Origin of the sequence: Phaeobacter sp. JH20_08, from assembly GCF_048056635.1 — a bacterium.
In the GTDB taxonomy this organism is placed as follows: Bacteria; Pseudomonadota; Alphaproteobacteria; order Rhodobacterales; family Rhodobacteraceae; genus Phaeobacter; species Phaeobacter bryozoorum.
In genome coordinates this window covers 184,011-205,240 of the sequence record NZ_JAYMVV010000005.1, presented here as the reverse complement: position 1 = coordinate 205,240, position 21,230 = coordinate 184,011, and the positions used below count along the sequence as shown (strand labels likewise).

Sequence of the window (21,230 nt, the reverse complement as noted above, 5' to 3'; positions counted from 1 at the left end):
GCTTAAGTCGCGACCACGGAACCGCAGTTACGCTGGTGCCGAGGGGCAATACGATGGAGGAGATCATGGATGTGGGGGAGGAGATGGCGGCTGCGACTAACGTCATTCCGCAGCCTCCTGCGCAGCAAGTGTTTCTGCCAGCTCGGTTGCCTCGCGGCGCAATTTGCGCACCAGTTCCAGCTCGGACTGGAAATCCACATAATGTGGCAGTTTGATGTGCTCCAGAAAGCCTGTGGCCTGAATGTTGTCGGCGTGGCTCAGAACAAATTCCTCGTCCTGGGCCGCGGCGCCGAGGTTATCCTCGCCCAGCTCCTTCCAGCGCAGCGCCCGATCAACCAAGGCCATGGCGATGGATTTGCGCTCTGACTGACCAAATACCAGACCGTAACCGCGGGTGAACTGCGGTGGCACGGTTTTCGACCCCTTGAACTGGTTCACGGTCTCGCATTCGGTCAGCTCAACCTCTCCGATCTCAATCGCGAAACCCAGCTCTGGGATCTCCATTTCGACTGGTACGGTGCCGATGCGCAGCTCCCCCACAAAGGCGTGGTTGCGCGCATAGCCACGCTGGGTCGAATAGGCCATGCCAAGGATGAAGCCTTCGTCCCCGCGCGTGAGCGACTGTAGACGCACCGCCCGCCCCGCCGGAAATGACATCGGCTCGCGCGTCAGGTCGCCCGGTTCGGTATCGTCCTGAGGCTCCTGTTCAATAATGTTCTCGCCATCGAGGAAAGTCAGGATATGTGGCGTGTCTTCGCTCCGCGGCTCAGCTGTCTGGGCCTCCGGCAGATCTCCGGCATCACTCTCCGCCGCCAGTTTGAAATCCAGCAAGCGATGGGTGTAATCGAAGGTCGGCCCAAGCACCTGACCACCAGGCGCATCCTTAAAGGTCGCAGAGATCCGTCGGTCACAGGCCATACGGCTCGTTTCAACCGGCTCAGATGCACCGAATCGCGGCAGCGTTGTGCGATAGGCGCGGATCAGAAAAATCGCCTCAATCAGATCCCCACGCGCCTGTTTGATCGCCAGCGCCGCCAGGTCAGGATCGTAAAGCGAACCCTCAGCCATCACCCGGTTCACCGCCAGGCTCAGCTGTTCGCGAATCTGGGCCAGGCTCAGCTCGGCCACCGATGTATCGCCCCGGCGTTCTTCGGCCAGCCACGCATGGGCGTTGTCAATCGCCCGTTCGCCCCCTTTTACGGCAACATACATGTCTTAGCCCTCCTTCTTGGACAGCGGAGCAATCCGGCTGGAACGTGGCAGCGCGCAAAGCTGGCTGCCGACGGTGAAATAAGTGTCGAACCCCAGCGGGAAGAGCGCAGAGTTATCCTGAAATGCGCCCAGATCAGGCAGGTGGATCTGGGCGGTGTCTTTAATGCCAGGGCCGCTCAATTCAGCGTTGGGTCGTGCAAGTTCGTCCATTTCAACGATCAGAGTGGCCGAGCGATCCGGGTATTCAGCCGTGCCGATACGATAGACATCAACTGGTGCCAGCGCAGCCCAGCCGCCCAGCGCAAAATCTGCAACATCAGCCGCCACCAGCGGCGCGCCTGTATGAAAGGTGACCCATTCCCGCACCGCCAGCGTGTCAACATCCGGCGCTAGGTAGAGACCCGTGTCGGGATCACACAGCGTCAGCAACAGGCAGCCAGCGGCGACAGACAGGTCATCGGGTGGCGCTGCGCCAGTGATGTCCATGATCTGGCCAGGACGTGCCATGGCGGTCATCGCAGCGCGAAACGCATGCGCCGACTGCACCGCAGGAGAAGCAAAACCACCAGAGAAATGAGAAGCCTGGGCTTGCGTCGACATCAGTCTTCCCCCCGCACCATTGTAAAGAAATCAACTTTCGTAGCGGCGGCTTTTGCAGCCCGAGCCGCCTTTTTCGCCTGCTTTGCCTCGCGCAGCGGTGCCAGGATCTGACGCTGCACGTCAGCCGCCGCCCCGGTCTGCATCAGCGCATCAATCTTGGCGGCGATCTCAGCCTGTGCCTTGTTACGGCCCTGAACATAGCCGTGACCGACAACGCCATCGGCCAATGTCAGCGCGCAGCGGGTAACCGTCATTTCACCTAGGTTGAAGGCCGCTCCGCTGGCCCCCATGCGCCCCCGCACCATCACGCCGCCAACTTCGGGCGGGCGCAGCCATGCGTGATCGGGGTTCTGCCCATAGCTCTGCCAGAGCTCCTGCAATGCCGCGGCATTTGCAGAGGCAAGAAGGCTCATCCATGCTTGGCGGTCCACCCCGCTGCCGGTACCACCCGCTGTGATGCTGTTTTCTCTGTTCATCTTGTCGAAGCCTCTTGGCCTGTTTGTCTAGTTTATCTATACAACTAGACAAATGTTACCTGAGTCGCCCCACGCGGCGCAACGACAACCTTGTGAAAGTTTCGTGACATGCCCCGCACCCCGGTCTGGAAATCCATCGCCATCAGCCTCACCGATGACATCGCACAGGGGCGCTATCAGACCGGCGACAAGCTTCCGCCAGAGGTGCAGCTCGCAGGTCGATTTGGGGTCAACCGCCACACTGTCCGTCGCGCCTTGTCGGAGATGGCAGACCAGGGGCTGGTTCACGCCCGCCGGGGCGCCGGTGTCTTTGTTGCGGCTCAGCCAACAGATTACCCGATTGGCAAAAGAGTCCGCTTTCACCAGAACGTCGCTCGGCTGGGACGTATTCCAGCAAAGAAAATCCTCAGCCTGGAGACCCGGGCTGCCGACCGCCGAGAAGCCGAAGCGCTGGGGCTGGAATCAGGAACAGCCGTACATGTCTATGATGGGTTGTCACTGGCGGATGGCCAGCCGATTGCCCTCTTCCAAAGCGTGTTCCCCGCCGAAGACCTGCCTAATCTGCTCCCCGCGTTGCAAGAGACCCAATCGGTAACAGCGGCGCTGAAGATCTGCGGGGTCACCGACTATACGAGGGTGGAGACCCGTATCACGGCCAAACTCGCAACTGCCACGCAGGCACTGCACCTCAGGATATCCGAGGGCAGCCCGATCCTGCGGACAACCGGCATCAACGCAGCGTCAGACGGGACCCCTGTCGAATTTGGCCGAACTTGGTTTGCCGGGGACCGGGTGACCCTGACCGTCAGCGATCAGGATGACGCGGGTTTGGCCGACGGGTGACCTGTCTGCATGACGCCCTCGTTGATGGCTGATCCGCAGGCAGGTGCTATGCGTATTTCTCTAAGAAGGCTTCGGCGCTTAGCGCTCGAAAATCGGGGACCGCCGCCTTCAACCGGGCATTGTCCCAGTCCCACCAGGCCAAGGCGATCATCGCCTCAGCGACTGCTTCGGTATACCGACGCCGGATGAGCCGCGCCGTGTTTCCTCCGACGATCGTATAGGGGGCAACGTCCTTGGTGACGACAGTCCCGGCCGCCACCACGGCACCGTGGCCAATGGTCACCTCGGGCTTGATCAGCACACCATGCCCGATCCAGGTGTCGTGGCCGATATGTGCCAGCCGACTGGCACGATGCTGAAACCAGTCCGCGTCATCTTCGATGTCGTCCCAATAGGCTGACGAGCGGTAGAGGAAATGATGCAGCGAGGCCTTTTGCAGCGGATGATCGGTGGCGCCAATACGCGTGGCGCTGGCGATATTCGAGAACTTCCCGATCTCAGCATTGGCGATATCACAGTAGCGATCACAGTAGCTGTAATCGCCGAACCGGCTGTTGAGTACCCGGCTTTCCGCCCCGATTTCGACGAAGGCGCCAAACTGGCTGTTTGCAATCGAACAGTTGGAATGAAGATACGGCTGATCGGCAGAGAGACGGGGCATTGGGTGGCTTTCGAAGATATTGAAGAGACAGGTTCTTAGCACCGCCAACGGTCACGGCAGCAGCATCGCGCCACCCTGACGGCGGGCCTTGCGGCCCGGCTCGCCCTTGATCAGGCGGCGGCGCAGCCAACCGGACACCCAATCCATGACCATCACCATGAGAATGATCAGCACGATGTAATAGGCAACCTCTTCCCAGTCCTTCTGGGTGATAATGGCCTGAGTCAGCAGCAAGCCGATACCGCCACCGGTGATGGCGCCAATGATCGTTGCGCTGCGCGTGTTTGATTCCAGAAAATAGAGCAGCTGGCTCAGCAAGACAGGCGTGATCTGCGGAATGACACCGAAGCGATAGCGCTGCGCCGGCTTCGCTCCTGTGGAGGCAACGCCTTCGATCTGTTTCTCGTCCACATTCTCCAGCGCCTCTGAGAAAATCTTGCCAAAGGTGCCAGTGTCGGTCACCAGGATCGCCAAAGCGCCAGTCAGCGGACCGGGTCCAAAGGCCCGGGCAAGGACCACGGTCCAGATCAGAGAGTCGACGCCGCGCACGAAGTCAAAAAGGCGACGGGTTGCAAAGCGGACCGCGCGCAGCGGCATGAAGTTCCGGGTAGCAGCAAATGCGAGCGGCAGCGCAATCAGCCCCGCGCCCATCGTGCCAAGGAACGCCATCAGCAGCGTTTCGAAAATGGCCCAGGCCACATCCTGATGCCGCCACATCTTGTTGGTCCAGAAATCGTGGAAGATCGCGCTCGCTTCACCGGTTGCGGCCCGGGTCATCAGCTCACCGGGCCCCAGACCGTGGTAACGGCTGTCGAGGGTGAAGAAGAACAGCTCCCAACCAGCAAAATACCGAAACACCTCCGCACGGTTACGGGTCACCGTCAGACGCCCGGCATCGGTCGTCACCGCCAACCGGTTCTTTGAGACATTGATCCAATCCGGCAGATCGCCTGCCGGAAATTCGGCCTGCACGCCAGCGCTGCGACTTGGGGTTGCGCGGATCCTACCATAGCCGGGGATATCAAAAACAATGCTCTCGGGGCCGAAGCGAACCTGATGACCATCTTCGAGGTCAATCACGGTAACGTCGGACGGTGTCGTCGCGAGGGAAACCCACTCCGGCGCTTGCCCATCGGGATAGGCCCCTTTGCGCTCTCCCTCGATGGCGACGCTAACGTCACCTGTCCGATTGTCGCGCGTGACGTGGGTTTTGTAGCTGTAACTATCAGCCACCAGCGTGCGGGCATTCTGCGGATTCATCCGCGCGGCCAGTCCCGCAACGTCGAAGGCGACGAAGACATAGGCGAGATAGACCAGTACCAAGAGCGGCAGAGAAAGGCTCAGGACGCGCTTGCGGATGAACAGGCGCTCCATGTCCAGTTTGCGCAAGGTCGGCGGAACAGTGGTGTCAAAGGTCGTCATTGTTTGGCTCCGTGGGTCAGCCGGTCGCGCAGCAGGCCCGACAGTTGATCCACCAGGACGATGGTAAAAAACAGCAAAAGAAAGATCGCCGCAGCTTCATCATACCGCCCCTGCCCCCAGGACATGGCGTTACGCAGCTCGTAGCCGATACCGCCTGCCCCGACGAAGCCGAGAATGGCGGAGGCGCGGATATTGATTTCGAACCGCAGAAGTGCGTAGCTCACATAGTTCGGGCCGACCTGGGGAAAAACGCCCAGCACCATGCGCTGCGCCCAACCGGCCCCGACAGAGGCCAGTCCTTCGACAGGCTTCAGCGATGCGTTTTCATTCACCTCGGAAAACAGCTTGCCCAGAGCGCCCGCAGTGTGGATCGCAATCGCGATCATCGCAGGCACCGGTCCACCACCCAAAAGAAAGATCAGCACCAGTGCGATGACGATTTCCGGGATCGCACGAAAGATATCCAGCATCCGGCGGAACAGCGGGATAAGGCGCGGCCAGCGCGCCAGCCCCCGTGTTGCCAACAAAGACAGGATGGTTCCGAAGATTGCCCCAATCAGCGTGGCAGCGGCAGCGATGTTCAAGGTCTCGATCAGGGCCGGTGAAAACTGTAACACATGCCCGGGCAATAGGGCCACCTTCTCGACCGCTTCCGAAAGCACCTCAGAGGGGTAGTCAAAAACATGGGTAATCCCATTCCAGAAAGACCCTGCGTTGCGATCGTCGGCGATCCTGAAACCGGCGGCCATCATCGCCACAAATACGGCCAGAAGGATCCCGCCATAAAGGCGCTTGCGCTGTATCAGCGCCTGGTAATCGGCCTGAATGTCGGACACCGAAGGGGCCGAGGCTGTTGCATCTGTCATGAATGGGATCCTGTGTCGTCGAAAACAGCCGAACGGCTGGGCTTTCGATGTTTCACGTGGTGGAGACTGCGCGCAGTCAGTTCCGAACCAGGGCAGTTGGCAGATAAAATGGCGGGGTTCAGCACGAATTCTCCGAACCCCGCGCGCTTAGGTACTGAAATTAGTTGGACTTCAATTTCCGCGCTTCGATGATAACCTCGTAGGCCTCGTGGGTGATCGGCATGAAGCCTTTCGCCTCACCGGCGGCCACACCATAGAAACATTCAGCATCCATCGACTTCAGAGAGGCCATCAGGCCAGTCATCTTCAGCTTCACGTCCTCGGGCAGTTCGGTGCGCAGAACAACCGGGCCCTCGGGAATAGGCTTGGACTGCCAGATCTGCACCAGATCGTTCATATCGACGAGACCTGCATCAACCGCGCGACGCAGCGCGCCGGAGTTGAAACCATCTTCCCATTCGCCCAGACCGTCAGCCCAGCTGACGCCGGCGTCCACATCGCCATTCGCAACAGCGACGATTGTCTGCTCATGCCCGCCCGTGAATTTAACCTCGCCAAAGTAATCGCCGGAGGTCATGGTCGCGCCGGTTACCTGTGGAATCTCGATCGAAGGGATCAGGAAACCGGAGGTGGAGTTTGGATCACCAAAACCAAATGTCTTGCCCTGCATGTCATCGAGCGATGTGATCCCGCTATCCTTACGCGTGAAACCGATGGAATAGTAGCCATAGCCACCGTCGTTATTCACCTTTACCAGGATCGGCTCTACCGCCGCCGGATCACTGAGATAAGTTTTGGCATAGCCGGATGCACCCAGCCACGCCATGTCGATGGTGCCGCCCAGCAGCCCCTGGATCACCCCGTTGTAGTCGGCCGGGGCAAAGAGTTTGGTTTCGACCCCCAGAAGATCCTCGGTCTTTTGACGCAGGCACTCGTTGTTGTTCAGGCGATCCTGAGCGTTTTCACCACCAAGAATACCGATACGGAATTCCTGAATTTCCGAGGTCTCAGCAAGAACCGGTGCGGTCAGCGCGGTGGTCGCCAGAATGGTAGCAATAAGGTTTTTCATTAGTCAATCTCTCTGGTTGGTCATGTCGGCGAACGAACCGCCGGGTTTGGAAAAAACTGTCAGTCCGCCGGAACAGGCTGTCGGCGCGGCTGAGTACGGTTCAATGTCTCAATCTCTGTAGAGGTTGCGGCCTCGGAGAAGTCCGCGCCTGCTCCGTAGATTTCGCGGGCGACACCGGTCGTCAGCTGCTCCGGCAGACCATCGAACACGATGCGCCCATCCCGCATGCCGACAACACGGTCGCAGTAGCGACGTGCGGTATCCAGTGTGTGCAGATTGGCGATGACAGTGCGGCCGTCCTCCTCGTGGATACGGCGCAGTGCCTCCATGACTGTCTGGGCATTCATCGGATCAAGCGAGGCAATCGGTTCATCCGCCAAAATGATCCTCGGATCCTGCATCAGAGCCCGTGCAATCGCGACCCTCTGTTGTTGACCACCCGAGAGCGCCTCGGCCCGTTTGGCGGCGTGTTCGGCGATACCAAGCCGGTCAAGGATATCAATCGCGCGATGGATGTCGTCCATCGGGTAGAGATTGAACAACGTTGCAAGGGTCGAGCGACGGTTGAGCGTGCCGTGCAGCACGTTGGATACGACATCCATCCGCGGAACCAGATTGAACTGCTGAAAGATCATCGCACAATCGGATTGCCAGGCGCGTTTCTCCTTGCCGCGCAGCTGGGTCACATCGCGCCCTTCGAAAAGGATGCGCCCCTCACTGGCGTCCCCAAGCCGGTTGATCATCCGCAGCAACGTGGATTTCCCCGCACCCGAGCGGCCGATGATGCCGATCATGCAGGGCTTGTCGATATCCAGCGTCGCGGCATCCACCGCGATCTTGTCGCCGAATCTCTTGGTCAGTTTGTCAATTCGCAGCACCTGAGGCTCCCGTCTCTTTGCGGGACTGACTAAGCTGCCAGATCAAAACTTGTGTGTCATCGCGGTGAAGCTTTTGTAACGGCCGGCATGACAACAGCCAGCACGCCCCTAGGCGCGCCGACAACAAGCCGCTATACGGCGACGAAACGCTGCCCACGAAACCAAGGAACTGCTGCCATGTCTTTCGACCGCTCCATCAAAATCGCACCTTCGATCCTGTCTGCCGACTTTGCCAATTTTGGTCAGGAGATTCAGGCCATCGAATCCCAAGGCGCCGATTGGGTTCATATCGATGTGATGGACGGGCATTTTGTACCCAACCTTACTTTTGGTCCGATGGCGGTGAAGGCGTTTCGCCCACATGTCAAAACCGTGATGGATGTGCATCTGATGATTGCACCGGTTGACCCCTATATCGACGCCTATGCAGATGCCGGGGCCGACGTGCTGACCGCACATGTCGAGGCCGGGCCGCATATTCATCGCACCCTGCAAGCGATCCGTGGGGCAGGTATGAAAGCCGGTGTGGCCCTGAACCCCGGCACCCCTGCCGAGGCGGTTGCCCATCTGCTGGATCTGACCGATCTGATCTGCGTCATGACGGTGAACCCCGGGTTCGGCGGTCAGAAGTTCATCGATATGACCGCCAAGATTCGCAGCCTGCGGTCCATGATCGGTGATCGCCCGGTGCATATCGAGATTGATGGCGGCGTTGACCCCAAGACCGCACCGCTGGTGGCAGAAGCCGGGGCGGACGTGCTGGTCGCCGGATCAGCAGTGTTCAAGGGCGGCTCCGTCGATACGCCGGAGGTTTACGGAGAAAATATCCGCAGCATCCGAGCCGCTGCTGCTGGCGTCTGGGCCTGAGCGAGCGACATCACAGCAGCGCGCATTCAGTAGGGCGGACACAAGGAACTCCCGCCCGCTGCGACGCCTTTCAAGAAAGGCGCTGAAGCCGTTGGGCCAAGCGCCGCGCGTTGCGCGGCGCGGGCGCTTCACGCCAGCCGGTCTGCGAAATGCGACAACAGAAGATGCTTCAGGATCTTGCCTGTCGGTGCCGCTGGTAGCTGTTCTGTGAGCACAATAAGGCCGGGCCGTTTATAGCCTGCCAGACGCTCTGCCACGAAGAGACGTAAGTCCTCAACCCGAGGCGCATCGGCAGTGGCCACCTGCACAAAGGCGACCACCTGTTCGTCCCCGTCCATCTGGCGGCCGACAACAGCGGATTGAACCACCTGCGGATGGGCATTCAGAGCTGCTTCGACCTCCGGCGGGAAGACATTGAAACCGCCATGGATAATCAGCTCCTTGGCGCGTCCGTCGATGTGCAGATTGCCGCTTTGGTCCCAACGCCCCATATCGCCGCTGCGCAGCCAACCTTCGGGATCGAGAGCCGCCCGCGTGGCGTTCGGGTTGCGGAAATAGCCGAGCATAACGTTGTCTCCGCGCAGGCAGATCTCTCCCAGCCCGCCGCCGCCGCCCGGAACATTTTCATCCAGACGCACCTCAACCCCCGATAGCGGTGGGCCAACCGATGTATCAGGGTCACCCAGGCAGTTGCGGGTCGCGCAGATCCCTGCCGTGGCCTCGGTCATCCCATAGCCGTTCTGCAGGGCAACGCCGTAAAAATCTTCCGCCCGCCGTTTCCAATCCGGGTCGAGCGGAGCCGCGCCAGAGGAGACATAGCGCAGATCGGGACTATCAAGATGCGCCAACCCCTGTTCCTTAGCGTATTGCATCACCAGCGCGTGCATCTGCGGTACAGCGGAAACCAGGGTGACGCCGCTCCTCAACGCCTGATAAAACCGCGCCGCGCTAAAGCGCGCCTCAAGACGAACCTCGGCCCCGATCATCACGGAGGCGGTCAGAACGGACGCAAGGCCAAACACGTGGCTAAGTGGCAAAACGCCATAGATCACATCTCGTACGGTCATATCGCGCAAGCGAGCCGAGGCACCGCCGCCGAAACTCAGGTTTCCATGGCTGAGCATCACCCCCTTTGGATCACCGGTCGTACCGGTTGTGTAGAGCAACACGGCCAGATCGGACGGTATCGTTTCATCGCCTCGATCGCCCGCCGCAACACCCTCTCCGGGGGCTGAAATCACGATCTGCAAGCTGCCCAGATCGCCCGGCATCGGGTGTGCGCCCAATCGGGCCGCGTGGGCCGCAGCATCCGGCGAAGCGGCCACCGTCAGCAGGATCACTGTCGGCTCGGCATGGGCACGGATACGCTCGACCTCGGGCGCCCGCATCCGGGCATTCACGGGAACTGCAACACCGCCCAATTGTGAGGTAGCAAACAGGGCTGCAACGGCGACGCAGCAGTTCTCGCAGAGTAACATGACCCGGTCACCCGGCCCCACTCCAGCGGTCACCAGATGAGATCGCAGTTCGTCGCAGACGCGGGCAAGCTCACCATAGGTCCACTTCGTCCCGCCGCTGTCGCTGAAGGCCGGAGACTCCGGACGATGGCGCGCATGCTGCTCAAGATACTCGTGCCAAAGCGTCATGTTCGATTCCCCGTGGTCGTGTTGATATCTGTCACCTCCCCCTCCGCAGACAAAGCTGCGCCGCGGGGGCCTCAGCCCCGTATCCTTTTGAAGACCCCGGTCGCGGTGGCCAAGATCTGCCCGCGACCATCCACCAGCTCTCCCGCCACATAGGCCAGGGAGGCGCCACCGCCTGTTGCCGTTGCCGATGCCACAACCTGCCCGGACCGTGCAGCCGCGATATAGGACAAGGTCAGTGAGACGGTCACCACCGGCGGGTGCAAGGCTGCGTCAAAATGCTGAGATGCCGTATTGCCACAGACCACATCCATCAGGGTCGCAACGATGCCACCATGCAGGAGGCCATTGCGGTTAAGGTGCTTTGGAGCAAGCTCCAGCATCACAAGGCACGCCCCGGTTTGCGTATCGATCTCGGTGCGATACCCGACCATCTGCTGACAACCTGGATCGTCAATGATGCGCTTGGTGCCCCCGGACCCATGTGCGGCCGCAGCCTCGGTGGCCTGCGATATCGGATCAGGCCGCCGTGAGGTCAATGAACCGCTCCAACTGGGTATCAGCATCACCAAAGCGGTGTTCCGCCACGACGATGCGTTTGGCGATATGGGCCAGCTCATATTCGGCAGTCATCGCGATGCCTCCGTGAAGCTGGATCGCCTCTTCCGCGATATGGCGCCCCGTCCGCCCGATGAGATTGCGCGCGGCGGCGATATGACGATCCCGCACCAGTGGCAGATCCTCCAGGTGGCCTGCTGCATTGATCACGGCAGAACGCGCCTGTTCGAGCTCGATCAACATCTCTGCAACGCGATGCTGCAAGGCCTGAAACGTGCCGATTGGACGTCCAAATTGCTGCCGTGTAGTCAGGTAATCCATCGTCAGCCGTACGGCTGTTTCCATCGCGCCAAGCGTCTCTGCGGCGAGCGCAACCTCCGCCGCGGCAATGGCGCCTTCGATACGGTCCGCAGCATTGCCAGCTGCGCCGATCCGCGCTGATTTCGACAGCCGAACACAATCCAGTTCCATCTCGGCGGCTCTGCCGCCTGCCAGCAATGCGCTACCCCGCATTCGCAGACCGGGTGCATCGGGGCGAACACAAAATAGGGACAGGCCGTCACGATCTCCGGGTGACCCCGCTTCGCGCGCGGCAACAATCAGCAAGTCGGCCGCCTCTGCATTCACCACCACGGATTTCCGCCCGGTGAGCAGAATGTCATCCCCCTCGTCGACAGCCTTGGTTTCGATCCAGGTACGCTCATACCGGCTGGCAGGCTCGCCGTGGGCAAAGGCCAGCTGCAGATCTCCAGCGATCAACCGATCAATCATTTCCTGATCACGCGGCGAAATCGGATCTGTGCCAGAGCCACACAGCAGCACGCCACAAAGAACGGCGCTGTCAAGCACCGGTTCAACAACGCCGGCCCGGCCCAATTCCTCAAACACCGTCGCAATGTCGAATCCGGCCCCGCCATATCCACCAGCGGCCTCGGGCAGCAGCGCGCCAATCACCCCGAGGTCAGCAAGCTGTCCCCAAATTTCCGGAGAGTACCCCGAAGGATCGGCAAGCGCCTGGTTTCGGGCGGCGACAGAATACCGATCGCGAAGAAACCGGCGCAAACTGTCCTGAAGCATCTGGCGCTCTTCTGTCAGCTGAAAGTTCATGTCCTGCCTCCCAGAGAAACCTTGGCAATGATATTCTTCTGGATCTCGTTCGATCCACCGAAGATCGACAGTTTTCGATTGTTGAAATACTGGGCCGCGACAGCTTCGCTCCCCTCTGGCGGAGAAAGCGCGTTGTTGTCACCGGCTACCGCCTCCGACGCAAACGGCAGGGCATAAACCCCCGCAGCGCGGCGTGCGAGATCGTTGATCTCCTGACGTATTTCGGTGCCTTTCACCTTGAGCATGGAGCTTTCGACGCCCGGCGCCTGCCCTTGGGCCGCAGCTGAGATGATGCGTAGATTGGTGGTGGACATGGCCATCAGATCGATTTCCGCGCGGGCGAGTCGCGCGGCGAAATGTGGATTTTCGATCAGCGGGCGACCGCGATGAAGCTGGTGACGCGCGAGACGTTTCACCGCCTCCAGCCCTGCCTGGCTGAACCCGACACCTGCAATATTGGTGCGTTCATGGGTCAGCAGATATTTGGCATAGGTCCAGCCTTTGTTTTCCTCACCAACCAGATTTTCAGCAGGCACGCGCACATCATTGAACCAGACTTCGTTGACCTCATGGGTGCCATCAAGAAGGATGATCGGCCGCACTTCGATGCCTGGTGTCGCCATGTCAATCAGCAGAAAGGAAATCCCCTCCTGCTGCTTGGCCTGAGGATCAGTGCGGACGAGACAGAAAATCCAGTTGGCGAATTGGCCAAGCGTGGTCCAAGTTTTTTGTCCGTTGACGATATAATGGTCACCATCGCGAACTGCGCGCGTGCTCAGGCTGGCCAAATCGGACCCCGCGCCCGGCTCGGAATATCCCTGACACCACCAGTGTTCACCGGACAGAATTTTGGGCAGGAAATACGCGCGCTGCGCATCGGATCCGAATTTTTGCAGAACCGGCGCAAGCATGGTCAAACCAAACGGAACGATGCGCGGCGCGTGGGCGCGACAACATTCTTCTTCGAAGATGTGGCGCTGGACCGCATTCCAGCCGCAGCCGCCATACTCCTGCGGCCAGGTCGGTGCCAGCCACCCCTGATCGTTCAGGATCTGGTGCCAGCGATCATGCCCCTCTTTGCCGATACCCCGCCCCAGGCGCACAGCGTCCGACAGATCCTGAGGCAGCTTCGCCTCCAGAAAGGCGCGCACTTCCGCGCGAAAGGCCAACTCTTCGGTCGAGTAATTCAGATCCATCTCCGCGTACCTCCCCGCGCTATTTCGATAGTGCCCGCTGCTCTCATCCGGGATCTACTTGGACCGCACCTACCGGCGAAGCCGTACCCAGATAGTCAGTAGATCTCGAACAGGCCCGCAGCACCCATGCCGCCGCCGATGCACATGGTTGCAACACCCAGCTTGGCCCCACGTCGACGGCCCTCACGCAGCAGATGCCCGACCATTCGTGCGCCTGTCATGCCAAAGGGATGGCCGATGGCAATTGATCCGCCGTTCACGTTGCAGATTTCATCCGGGATACGGAGCTGGTCACGGCAATAGAGCGCCTGGCTGGCAAAAGCCTCATTCAGCTCCCACAGATCGATATCCGCGACTGTCAGCCCGTGCCGCTCCAGCAGGCGCGGCACCGCATGTACCGGGCCGATGCCCATTTCGTCAGGCGCACAGCCGGCAACGCAGAACCCGCGAAACGCCCCCATCGGGTTCAGCCCTCGACGGCTTGCCTCGGTGGCCTCCATCATCACGACCGCCGCCGAACCATCGGAAAGCTGGCTGGCGTTTCCTGCGGTAATGAACTTGCCCTCGCCACGCACCGGGTCCAATCCGGCAAGCCCGTCCAAAGTGGTTTGCGGGCGATTACATTCGTCGCGATCCACAGTCACCTCGCGGGTGCCAACCTCACCGGTTTCCTTATCTTTTAAAGCCATAACGGTCTGCATGGGCACGATTTCGTCGTCAAACAGCCCTGCACCCTGCGCCGCTGCTATCCGCTGCTGGCTGCGCAGCCCGTAGGCATCCTGCGCTTCCCGGCTGATCCCGTAACGCTCGGCAACGATATCTGCGGTATCGATCATGGCCAAATAAACGTCTGGCTTGTGCGCCTGCAACCAGGGGTCCTGCACCTGCTTCACATTGGGCTGCACCATGGAGATGCTCTCGACCCCACCTGCAACCATCGGGCCAGCCCCTTCGGCCGTAATCTGCTGGGCCGCAAGCGCGATGGTCTGAAGACCCGAGGCGCAGAACCGGTTCACAGTCATGCCTGCTGCGGTCTGCGGCAATCCCGCGCGCAGCGCAATCTGACGTCCGATATTGTGACCCGTAGCCTGTTCGGGGAACCCGCAGCCGATAATGCAATCCTCGATCTCGCCACCATCTAGGCCAGCCCGCTCGACGGCTGCAGCTACGGCATGGCCGCCCAAAGTCGCGCCATGGGTCTGGTTGAACGATCCGCGAAAAGACTTGGCCAACCCAGTGCGGGCAGCGGAAACGATGACAGCCTGTTTCATCTCACCGGGCCTCCTTGTTGAGATCGTCAAAGCTGCGGCCCTCGGCGACAAGCTCTTCCAGCAAGGGCGCCGGCTGCCAGAAAAACGCATCTTCCTTGGCATAGCGTTTGATGTCCTTGAGGATGCTATCCAAACCTTGCAGGTCAGCCCATTTCAGCGGGCCGCCCCAAAACCGCGGAAAGCCATAGCCGAACAGCAATACCATATCCACATCCAGCGGACGCCGGGCGATTCCCTCGCCGACAACCTTCGCCGCCTCATTAACCATCGCGCACATGTAGCGCCGCAGGACCTCGTCATTGGCCAAGACCTGCGGCGTCACGCCCTGATCCCGCTGATCGCGTTCGATATACTCGGATACCTGTGGATTTGGGGTCCCGCCGCGCTTGCCCTCTTCGTAGACATAAAAACCCCGGCCGGTCTTCTGCCCGAAATCTCCAGCTTCGCAGAGCATATCGGAAAAATGCACAACCCGCTCACGGGGATCGCGTGTCGGCGCCCGCCGTTTGCGGGCTGCCCAGCCGATATCAAGCCCTGCCAGATCCGCCACCGCAAATGGCCCCATCGCAAATCCGAACCCGGTCATCACCTTGTCAATCTGGTAGGGTGAGGCTCCGTCCAGCACCATGTAATCGGCAGCCTTGCGGTAGCTGTTCATGATCCGGTTGCCGATGAAGCCATCGCAGACACCCGAACGCACAGAGATCTTCTTCAGCCGCTTGCCAAGGGCAATTCCGGTGGCGATCACATCAGGCGCGGTCTGATCTGCAACCACGACCTCAAGCAGTTTCATCACATGCGCCGGGGAGAAGAAGTGCAACCCGATCACATTCGCCGGTCGGCGCGTCGCAGCAGCGATTTCATTGATATCGAGATATGACGTGTTGCTGGCGAGAATTGCGCCGGGTTTGCAATGCGTATCCAGCGCCGAGAAAACGTCGCGTTTGACGTCCATGTCTTCAAACACTGCTTCGACTACCAGATCGACCTGCGACAGCGCTGCATAATCCGTCGCCAGCTGCAGCGCCTCGTTCATCATGGTATCGAACTGCGACTGATCGATCTTGCCGCGTTTAAGCGCCCCTTTCAGATTGCCTTCGATCCGTTCATGAGCTGCGACCGTCGCCGCATCATCACGTTCGATCAGCACTACGGGCAGCCCCGACAACAGGGCGGCGGTTGCAATGCCTGCGCCCATCGTGCCGCCACCAATCACCCCCATCGAGGCAACGTCGCGCGGGGTCACATCGGCCAGCTCTGGCAGCTTGCTGACCGCGCGCTCCGAAAAGAATGCGTGGATCAGACCCTGTCGCTGATCGCTCTCCATCAGCTTCTTAAACAGTTCTCGCTCCTGGCGCACCCCGTCAAGAAAGCTCTTGGCTTCACATGCAGCCTGAACGGCACGCACCGCGACGGCCGGGGACAGCTGACCGCGGCCCCGGGCGAGCACCCGCTCATAGGCTTCATCGAAATCGATGGGTTCCGGTGCCGACATATCACAGACCGGTCGACGCGGCGCATCCTGGTCCAGCAATTCACGGGTGTAAGCCAGACCGACTTCGCGGGGACTGCCCTCGGCAATACGGTCAACGACCCCCTTGTCGAAGGCTTCTGCCGCCGACACATGGCGGCCGGTGGTGATGATCTCCAGTGCCGCCTCGGTTCCGGTGACGCGCGGCAGCCGCTGCGTCCCCCCAGCGCCCGGGATGATGCCCAGATGCACCTCAGGCAAGCCCATCTTGGCGCTCGGCACTGCAATCCGGTAGTGCGACGACAGCGCCACTTCCAACCCGCCGCCCAGCGCGGTGCCGTGGAGGGCAGAAACCACGATGAGCTTGGCGGCTTCGATGCGGTTGCACAGGTCAGGCAATCCGGGCTCTTGCATCGGCTTGCCGAACTCGCGGATATCGGCGCCAGCGAAATAGGTTCGCCCCTCGCCGTAGATCAGTACGGCACGTGCGCCTTCTTCCTCGGCGCGCTCAATCCCGGCAAGAAGCCCACGGCGCACGTCAACGCCAAGAGCGTTCACTGGCGGGTTCTGCGCGCCCAGCACTGCAATATCGCCAATACGCTCATAAACAACGGCTTCAGTCATGGATCTTTCCTCTTATTGCGAGCGATGCCGAGCAAAACTTCGACAGGCTCCAACCGCGGGAACGCAGCTGCCTTGCGGCAGGCACGGATCAGGACGCAGACGTCACCCCCGCACATTTCGCCATGCGGAACATCATTCCGCAAACTTGATGCCGACCCTAAATCCGGCTTCGTGACCTGACAAGAGATATCATGCCGCGCGTCTGCGCCGCTTGCCAAGCATCACGATTTGCCTGCGGGTCGTGACGGTGCGTCTCGCGGTATTTGGGCGCTAGACGGTCAGCTCTCAGCTTTCGGAACCGGTCGACGATAGGCCTCGGTCAGGGTTGCATCCACCTCCGACGGCTCATAGACGCCCAACAGGATCCCTTTGCGCGCCGATTTCCCTCGGCGCTTGGCAATCTGCTCGTCAGAAAGGGTAATGCGTTGCGACATCCGCAGCCCCCACTCGAGCAGTCGATCGTACATGAGGTCGATCACCTCCTGATGCGCCTTCGTTTTGGCAAGATCTACGAGCTCACCTGGATCCTCCTGCAAATCGAACAGCATGGGCCGAAGCCCGCCCTCAGCGTGCATGAACTTCCAGCGCGCATCCACGATCATGAACAGCCTCGCATCTTTCGGAGCCAGGCCAAGTGTTTCGGACAGGGGGAGCGTTGCATAATCAAACTCGGCCACCGCGTAGTCGCGCCACTCTGGAGTTTCGCCGCGCAACAAGGGCATCAATGAGCGCCCTTCCAGGATATGAGGTGCCGCCGCGCCGCCCGCTGCCTCCAGAAAGGTCGGAAGCAGATCAATCGACTCGACCAGTGCATCGCAGGTGGTGCCGCGGGTGGCGTCGGCCTCGGGCCGCGGATCGTAGATGATCAGCGGCACCTTGATCGACGGTTCATGGAAAAGGTTCTTCTCGCCCAGCCAGTGATCGCCGAGGTAGTCGCCATGGTCCGAGGTCACCACGATCATCGTATCCTTCATTCGCCCGGTTGCCTCAAGCCAGGAGAACAGCCGACCCATCTGATCGTCAGCCTGTTTGATCAGCCCCATATAGGCGGGGATCACCTTCTGACGCACTTCCTCACGGGAGAAGGCCTGACCAATCTGATTGTTCATCATACCGGCAAATACCGGATGCGCATTCTCGCGCTCGGCGCTCGAACGAACTGCGGGCAGAACATGCTCAGGACCATACATATCGTGGTAAGGCGCAGGCACAATATATGGCCAATGCGGCTTGATGTAACTCAGATGCGCACACCACGGCTGATCGCCCTCCCTCTCTGCAGTTTCGATAAACCGCATGGCTTCACGGGTGAGCCAAGGCGTCTCACTGTCCTCCTCCGCGATATTGGCGGGCTTGTCTGCGTTGACCATGAACCAGCCAGAGGCGATATCGTCACCATCCACGCCGGCGTTTGCAAAATCGCTCCAGGGGTTGTCGCCGGGGTAGCCCTGCGATTTGAGATACTCATTATAGGGGCTTCGCTTACTGTCATAAAAACCGTCCGGCCCCTCAGCCCACAGCCCGTCATCACGGACAAATGGGTCAAAACCGCATTCCGTCTGGCGCACACCGATGATGCTGTCAGGGGCAAGACCCAGACGCTCCAGCCCCTCGGCATCGGCAACCATATGCGTCTTGCCAATCAGGTGGCAACTCATCCCGGCCTTGCGCAAGTGGTCACCCATTGTCCATTCGCCCACCCGCAGCGGGTAACCATTGAACTGCACCCCGTGGCTTGAGGGATAGCGCCCGGTGTAACTCGACATACGGGAAGAACCGCAGGTGGGCGACTGCACATAGGCTCTGGTGAACCGGACCCCGCGCCGTGCCAGCCCATCCAAATGAGGCGTCTGTAGATGTGGATGCCCAGCACAGCTGAGGTAGTCAAACCGCAGCTGGTCAAACATGATATAGAGAATATTCATTCACCCCTCCCCATTCCGATCACCGCAAAGATCGCAGCGAACAGATACCTCGCGTTTCTCCAATCAGAGCGGACACTCGCAATTAGTCAACATGTAAACTATTTTCGACAGCCACTGCGACGCTGAATGGATCATACGCGCAAAGGCGCAGAGCGACCGAAATGTGAAGGATCAGCAAGAGAACCATTAATGCGTTACAGAATTCCACCACTTTATCCAATCCAGTTACATCTCTCTTGCCCAGAATCACTTCTGCGCGTATCACCGACTAAATGGTCGGCTTATCTACTGCTGCGATTTGGAGACGCGAACACCCATGGATGCTTTCATCTGCGATGCCACCCGTACCCCGATCGGCCGCTACGGCGGCGCGCTGAGCCAGGTGCGTACCGATGATCTTGCCGCCCTGCCGATTGCGGCGCTGGTTGAACGCAACCCGGATGTGGACTGGGGATCTTTGGACGATGTGATCCTGGGCGATGCCAACCAGGCGGGTGAAAGCAACCGCAACGTGGCCCGGATGGCGGCGCTGCTGGCGGGCCTGCCCACCTCTGTGCCCGGCACCACGATTAACCGCCTCTGCGCCTCCGGCATGGATGCGGTCGGTATGGCGTCCCGCGGGATCAAGGCGGGCGATTATGACATGGCCATCGCCGGCGGCGTCGAAAGCATGAGCCGCGCGCCCTTCGTGATGCCCAAGGCCACCTCTGCCTTCACCCGCGCCAATGCGGTTTACGACACCACCATCGGCTGGCGCTTCGTGAACAAGAAAATGCACGAGATGTACGGCACCGACTCGATGCCGCAGACCGCAGACAACGTGGCCGAAGACTACGGCGTTTCCCGCGAAGATCAGGACGCCTTTGCCGCCCGCAGCCAGGCCCGCTGGGCCGCCGCGCATGAGGCCGGCATCTTCCAGGACGAAATCACGCCGGTCACCATCCCCCAGCGCAAGGGCGATGATCTGGTGGTGGACACCGATGAACACCCCCGCCCCCGCACCTCGGCAGAGAAGCTGGCGGGCCTCAAGGGTGTCAACGGCCCGGACAAGACCGTGACCGCAGGCAATGCCTCCGGCGTCAACGACGGCGCCGCGGCGATCCTGATGGCGAATGAAGCGGCTGCGGCAAAGAACGGCCTGACACCGATGGCCCGCATTGTCGGCATGGCCGCCGCCGGGGTCGAGCCGCGCATCATGGGCATCGGCCCGGTGCCCGCCACCCGCAAGGTTCTGGCCCGCACCGGCCTGACCATCGAACAGATGGACGTGATCGAGCTGAACGAGGCCTTTGCATCCCAGGGACTTGCCACCCTGCGCGAGCTTGGCGTTGCGGACGCAGCACCCCATGTTAACCCCAACGGCGGTGCGATTGCACTAGGCCACCCGCTCGGCATGTCCGGGGCGCGGCTGGTGCTGACCGCCGCCTATCAGCTTCAGCGCACCGGCGGGCGGTATGCGCTCTGCACCATGTGCGTCGGCGTCGGTCAGGGCACCGCCCTGATCCTCGAACGCGTGTAACGAACTCTAGGGAGGTCCCAGACATGTATGCTCAGATGATCAAATCCGAAGCGACCCAGGACGATCCGGAAAAGCTGGCGGCCTTTCAGGCGCGCATCGACGCGGGCGAGAAGATCGAGCCCAAGGACTGGATGCCCGAAGGCTACCGCAAAACACTGATCCGCCAGATCGGGCAGCACGCGCATTCGGAAATCGTCGGCCAGCTGCCAGAGGGCAACTGGATCACCCGCGCGCCGACGCTGGAGCGCAAGGCGATCCTCCTCGCCAAGGTGCAGGATGAGGCAGGCCACGGTCTCTACCTCTACTGCGCGGCGGAAACCCTGGGTGTCTCCCGCGACGAGATTACCGAAATGCTGCTGGACGGCCGCATGAAATATTCGTCGATCTTCAACTACCCGACGCTGAACTGGGCCGACATCGGCGCGGTCGGCTGGCTGGTGGATGGCGCGGCGATCATGAACCAGGTGCCGCTGCAGCGGACCTCCTTCGGCCCCTACTCCCGCGCGATGATCCGCATCTGCAAGGAAGAAAGCTTCCACCAGCGCCAGGGCTATGACGCCATCCGCAAGATGGCGGAAGGCACCCCGGAGCAGAAGAAAATGGCCCAGGATGCGCTGAACCGCCTCTGGTACCCGTCGCTGATGATGTTCGGGCCCTCCGACAAGGACTCGGTCCATTCCGCCCAGTCGATGGCCTGGAAGATCAAGATGAACACCAACGATGAGCTGCGCCAGAAGTTCGTCGACCAGACCGTGCCGCAAGCCGAATACCTGGGCCTGACGATCCCCGATCCCGACCTGAAATGGAACGAGGAACGCGGCCACTACGACTACACCGATCCGGACTGGAGCGAGTTCTTTGAAGTGATCAAGGGCAACGGCCCCTGCAACGTGGACCGCCTCGCCGCCCGAAACAAGGCCTGGGACGACGGCGCCTGGGTCCGCGACGGCCTGCTTGCCCACGCCAAGAAAAAAGCCGCGCGTCGGCACGCCGCCGAATAACCCCAAGCATTCCGGCGCCCC

General features: G+C 60.6%; 19 protein-coding genes. 4 read left to right on the top strand and 15 right to left on the bottom strand.

Annotation, left to right across the window (positions count from 1 at the left end; translation table 11 throughout):
- Positions 1–102: 102 nt before the first annotated feature.
- From VWY75_RS03075 to phnG, 3 genes are read right to left on the bottom strand one after another with little or no spacing between them, the layout of a single operon-like run.
- Positions 103–1,212 (bottom strand): carbon-phosphorus lyase complex subunit PhnI, encoded by a 1,110-nt coding sequence (locus VWY75_RS03075; RefSeq protein ID WP_340544370.1) that lies wholly within the window; start codon positions 1,210–1,212, stop codon positions 103–105.
- 3 nt (positions 1,213–1,215) lie between these two features.
- The gene (gene phnH / locus VWY75_RS03070; protein WP_416536485.1) at positions 1,216–1,812 is read right to left on the bottom strand and encodes a phosphonate C-P lyase system protein PhnH; all 597 of its coding nucleotides are present in this window, start codon (positions 1,810–1,812) and stop codon (positions 1,216–1,218) included.
- Complete coding sequence (phnG, locus tag VWY75_RS03065; RefSeq protein WP_340544368.1) at positions 1,812–2,288, bottom strand: phosphonate C-P lyase system protein PhnG; 477 nt, start codon at positions 2,286–2,288, stop codon at positions 1,812–1,814. The genes phnH and phnG overlap by 1 nt, the downstream gene beginning before the upstream one ends.
- Before the next feature lie 108 nt (positions 2,289–2,396).
- Here phnG and phnF point away from each other — a divergent pair, with 108 nt between their 5' ends.
- Entirely contained in the window at positions 2,397–3,131 is a 735-nt protein-coding gene (gene phnF / locus VWY75_RS03060) for a phosphonate metabolism transcriptional regulator PhnF (protein WP_340544367.1), read from the top strand.
- A 46-nt stretch (positions 3,132–3,177) separates the two neighbouring features.
- Here the strand turns inward: phnF and VWY75_RS03055 are convergent, their stop codons facing one another.
- From VWY75_RS03055 to phnC, 5 genes are all read right to left on the bottom strand, one after another.
- Positions 3,178–3,792, bottom strand: a complete 615-nt coding sequence (locus VWY75_RS03055; RefSeq protein WP_340544366.1) for a chloramphenicol acetyltransferase — start codon at positions 3,790–3,792, stop codon at positions 3,178–3,180.
- 51 nt (positions 3,793–3,843) lie between these two features.
- On the bottom strand, positions 3,844–5,214 hold the full coding sequence (gene phnE / locus VWY75_RS03050) for a phosphonate ABC transporter, permease protein PhnE (protein WP_416537217.1): 1,371 nt from the start codon (positions 5,212–5,214) through the stop codon (positions 3,844–3,846).
- On the bottom strand, positions 5,211–6,080 hold the full coding sequence (gene phnE / locus VWY75_RS03045; protein WP_340544364.1) for a phosphonate ABC transporter, permease protein PhnE: 870 nt from the start codon (positions 6,078–6,080) through the stop codon (positions 5,211–5,213). Before phnE (VWY75_RS03045) ends, phnE (VWY75_RS03050) begins: the two co-directional genes overlap by 4 nt.
- Positions 6,081–6,240: 160 nt before the next feature.
- Positions 6,241–7,149, bottom strand: a complete 909-nt coding sequence (gene phnD, locus VWY75_RS03040; protein ID WP_416537216.1) for a phosphonate ABC transporter substrate-binding protein — start codon at positions 7,147–7,149, stop codon at positions 6,241–6,243.
- Between the two features lie 59 nt (positions 7,150–7,208).
- Positions 7,209–8,027, bottom strand: coding sequence for a phosphonate ABC transporter ATP-binding protein (gene phnC / locus VWY75_RS03035; RefSeq protein ID WP_416537215.1), 819 nt, complete (start codon positions 8,025–8,027; stop codon positions 7,209–7,211).
- A gap of 177 nt (positions 8,028–8,204) precedes the next feature.
- Here phnC and rpe point away from each other — a divergent pair, with 177 nt between their 5' ends.
- Positions 8,205–8,894 carry a ribulose-phosphate 3-epimerase gene (gene rpe / locus VWY75_RS03030; RefSeq protein ID WP_416537214.1) on the top strand — a complete coding sequence of 230 codons (690 nt, stop codon included), beginning with the start codon at positions 8,205–8,207 and terminating at the stop codon, positions 8,892–8,894.
- A gap of 128 nt (positions 8,895–9,022) precedes the next feature.
- Here the strand turns inward: rpe and VWY75_RS03025 are convergent, their stop codons facing one another.
- The 7 genes from VWY75_RS03025 to VWY75_RS02995 all read right to left on the bottom strand — a co-directional run bounded on the left by VWY75_RS03025 (position 9,023) and on the right by VWY75_RS02995 (position 18,689).
- On the bottom strand, positions 9,023–10,540 hold the full coding sequence (locus tag VWY75_RS03025) for a class I adenylate-forming enzyme family protein (protein ID WP_416537213.1): 1,518 nt from the start codon (positions 10,538–10,540) through the stop codon (positions 9,023–9,025).
- Positions 10,541–10,611: 71 nt separating this feature from the next.
- Complete coding sequence (locus VWY75_RS03020) at positions 10,612–11,076, bottom strand: PaaI family thioesterase (protein ID WP_416537212.1); 465 nt, start codon at positions 11,074–11,076, stop codon at positions 10,612–10,614.
- Positions 11,057–12,202 (bottom strand): acyl-CoA dehydrogenase family protein, encoded by a 1,146-nt coding sequence (locus VWY75_RS03015; protein WP_416537211.1) that lies wholly within the window; start codon positions 12,200–12,202, stop codon positions 11,057–11,059. The genes VWY75_RS03020 and VWY75_RS03015 overlap by 20 nt, the downstream gene beginning before the upstream one ends.
- Positions 12,199–13,398 carry an acyl-CoA dehydrogenase family protein gene (locus tag VWY75_RS03010; RefSeq protein ID WP_416537210.1) on the bottom strand — a complete coding sequence of 400 codons (1,200 nt, stop codon included), beginning with the start codon at positions 13,396–13,398 and terminating at the stop codon, positions 12,199–12,201. The genes VWY75_RS03015 and VWY75_RS03010 overlap by 4 nt, the downstream gene beginning before the upstream one ends.
- Before the next feature lie 95 nt (positions 13,399–13,493).
- On the bottom strand, positions 13,494–14,669 hold the full coding sequence (locus VWY75_RS03005) for an acetyl-CoA C-acyltransferase (RefSeq protein ID WP_416537209.1): 1,176 nt from the start codon (positions 14,667–14,669) through the stop codon (positions 13,494–13,496).
- A 1-nt stretch (position 14,670) separates the two neighbouring features.
- Complete coding sequence (locus VWY75_RS03000; protein WP_416537208.1) at positions 14,671–16,764, bottom strand: 3-hydroxyacyl-CoA dehydrogenase NAD-binding domain-containing protein; 2,094 nt, start codon at positions 16,762–16,764, stop codon at positions 14,671–14,673.
- 278 nt (positions 16,765–17,042) lie between these two features.
- Complete coding sequence (locus tag VWY75_RS02995) at positions 17,043–18,689, bottom strand: sulfatase-like hydrolase/transferase (RefSeq protein WP_416537207.1); 1,647 nt, start codon at positions 18,687–18,689, stop codon at positions 17,043–17,045.
- Positions 18,690–19,005: 316 nt separating this feature from the next.
- On the opposite strand from VWY75_RS02995, the gene pcaF reads away from it, so the two are divergent.
- A complete protein-coding gene (gene pcaF / locus VWY75_RS02990) occupies positions 19,006–20,208 on the top strand; it encodes a 3-oxoadipyl-CoA thiolase (RefSeq protein ID WP_416537206.1) in 1,203 nt (400 codons plus the stop codon).
- 23 nt (positions 20,209–20,231) lie between these two features.
- Entirely contained in the window at positions 20,232–21,209 is a 978-nt protein-coding gene (gene paaA, locus VWY75_RS02985) for a 1,2-phenylacetyl-CoA epoxidase subunit PaaA (protein WP_260017688.1), read from the top strand.
- Positions 21,210–21,230 lie beyond the last annotated feature (21 nt).

Excerpts from the sequence above, each read along its gene's own strand:
- VWY75_RS03075 (WP_340544370.1), bottom strand. The coding sequence starts at position 1,212 with ATGTATGTTGCCGTAAAAGGGGGCGAACGGGCGATTGACAACGCCCAT.
- phnH (WP_416536485.1), bottom strand. The coding sequence starts at position 1,812 with ATGTCGACGCAAGCCCAGGCTTCTCATTTCTCTGGTGGTTTTGCTTCT.
- phnG (WP_340544368.1), bottom strand. The coding sequence starts at position 2,288 with ATGAACAGAGAAAACAGCATCACAGCGGGTGGTACCGGCAGCGGGGTG.
- phnF (WP_340544367.1), top strand. The coding sequence starts at position 2,397 with ATGCCCCGCACCCCGGTCTGGAAATCCATCGCCATCAGCCTCACCGAT.
- VWY75_RS03055 (WP_340544366.1), bottom strand. The coding sequence starts at position 3,792 with ATGCCCCGTCTCTCTGCCGATCAGCCGTATCTTCATTCCAACTGTTCG.
- phnE (WP_416537217.1), bottom strand. The coding sequence starts at position 5,214 with ATGACGACCTTTGACACCACTGTTCCGCCGACCTTGCGCAAACTGGAC.
- phnE (WP_340544364.1), bottom strand. The coding sequence starts at position 6,080 with ATGACAGATGCAACAGCCTCGGCCCCTTCGGTGTCCGACATTCAGGCC.
- phnD (WP_416537216.1), bottom strand. The coding sequence starts at position 7,149 with ATGAAAAACCTTATTGCTACCATTCTGGCGACCACCGCGCTGACCGCA.
- rpe (WP_416537214.1), top strand. The coding sequence starts at position 8,205 with ATGTCTTTCGACCGCTCCATCAAAATCGCACCTTCGATCCTGTCTGCC.
- VWY75_RS03025 (WP_416537213.1), bottom strand. The coding sequence starts at position 10,540 with ATGACGCTTTGGCACGAGTATCTTGAGCAGCATGCGCGCCATCGTCCG.
- VWY75_RS03015 (WP_416537211.1), bottom strand. The coding sequence starts at position 12,202 with ATGAACTTTCAGCTGACAGAAGAGCGCCAGATGCTTCAGGACAGTTTG.
- VWY75_RS03010 (WP_416537210.1), bottom strand. The coding sequence starts at position 13,398 with ATGGATCTGAATTACTCGACCGAAGAGTTGGCCTTTCGCGCGGAAGTG.
- VWY75_RS03005 (WP_416537209.1), bottom strand. The coding sequence starts at position 14,669 with ATGAAACAGGCTGTCATCGTTTCCGCTGCCCGCACTGGGTTGGCCAAG.
- VWY75_RS03000 (WP_416537208.1), bottom strand. The coding sequence starts at position 16,764 with ATGACTGAAGCCGTTGTTTATGAGCGTATTGGCGATATTGCAGTGCTG.
- VWY75_RS02995 (WP_416537207.1), bottom strand. The coding sequence starts at position 18,689 with ATGAATATTCTCTATATCATGTTTGACCAGCTGCGGTTTGACTACCTC.
- pcaF (WP_416537206.1), top strand. The coding sequence starts at position 19,006 with ATGGATGCTTTCATCTGCGATGCCACCCGTACCCCGATCGGCCGCTAC.
- paaA (WP_260017688.1), top strand. The coding sequence starts at position 20,232 with ATGTATGCTCAGATGATCAAATCCGAAGCGACCCAGGACGATCCGGAA.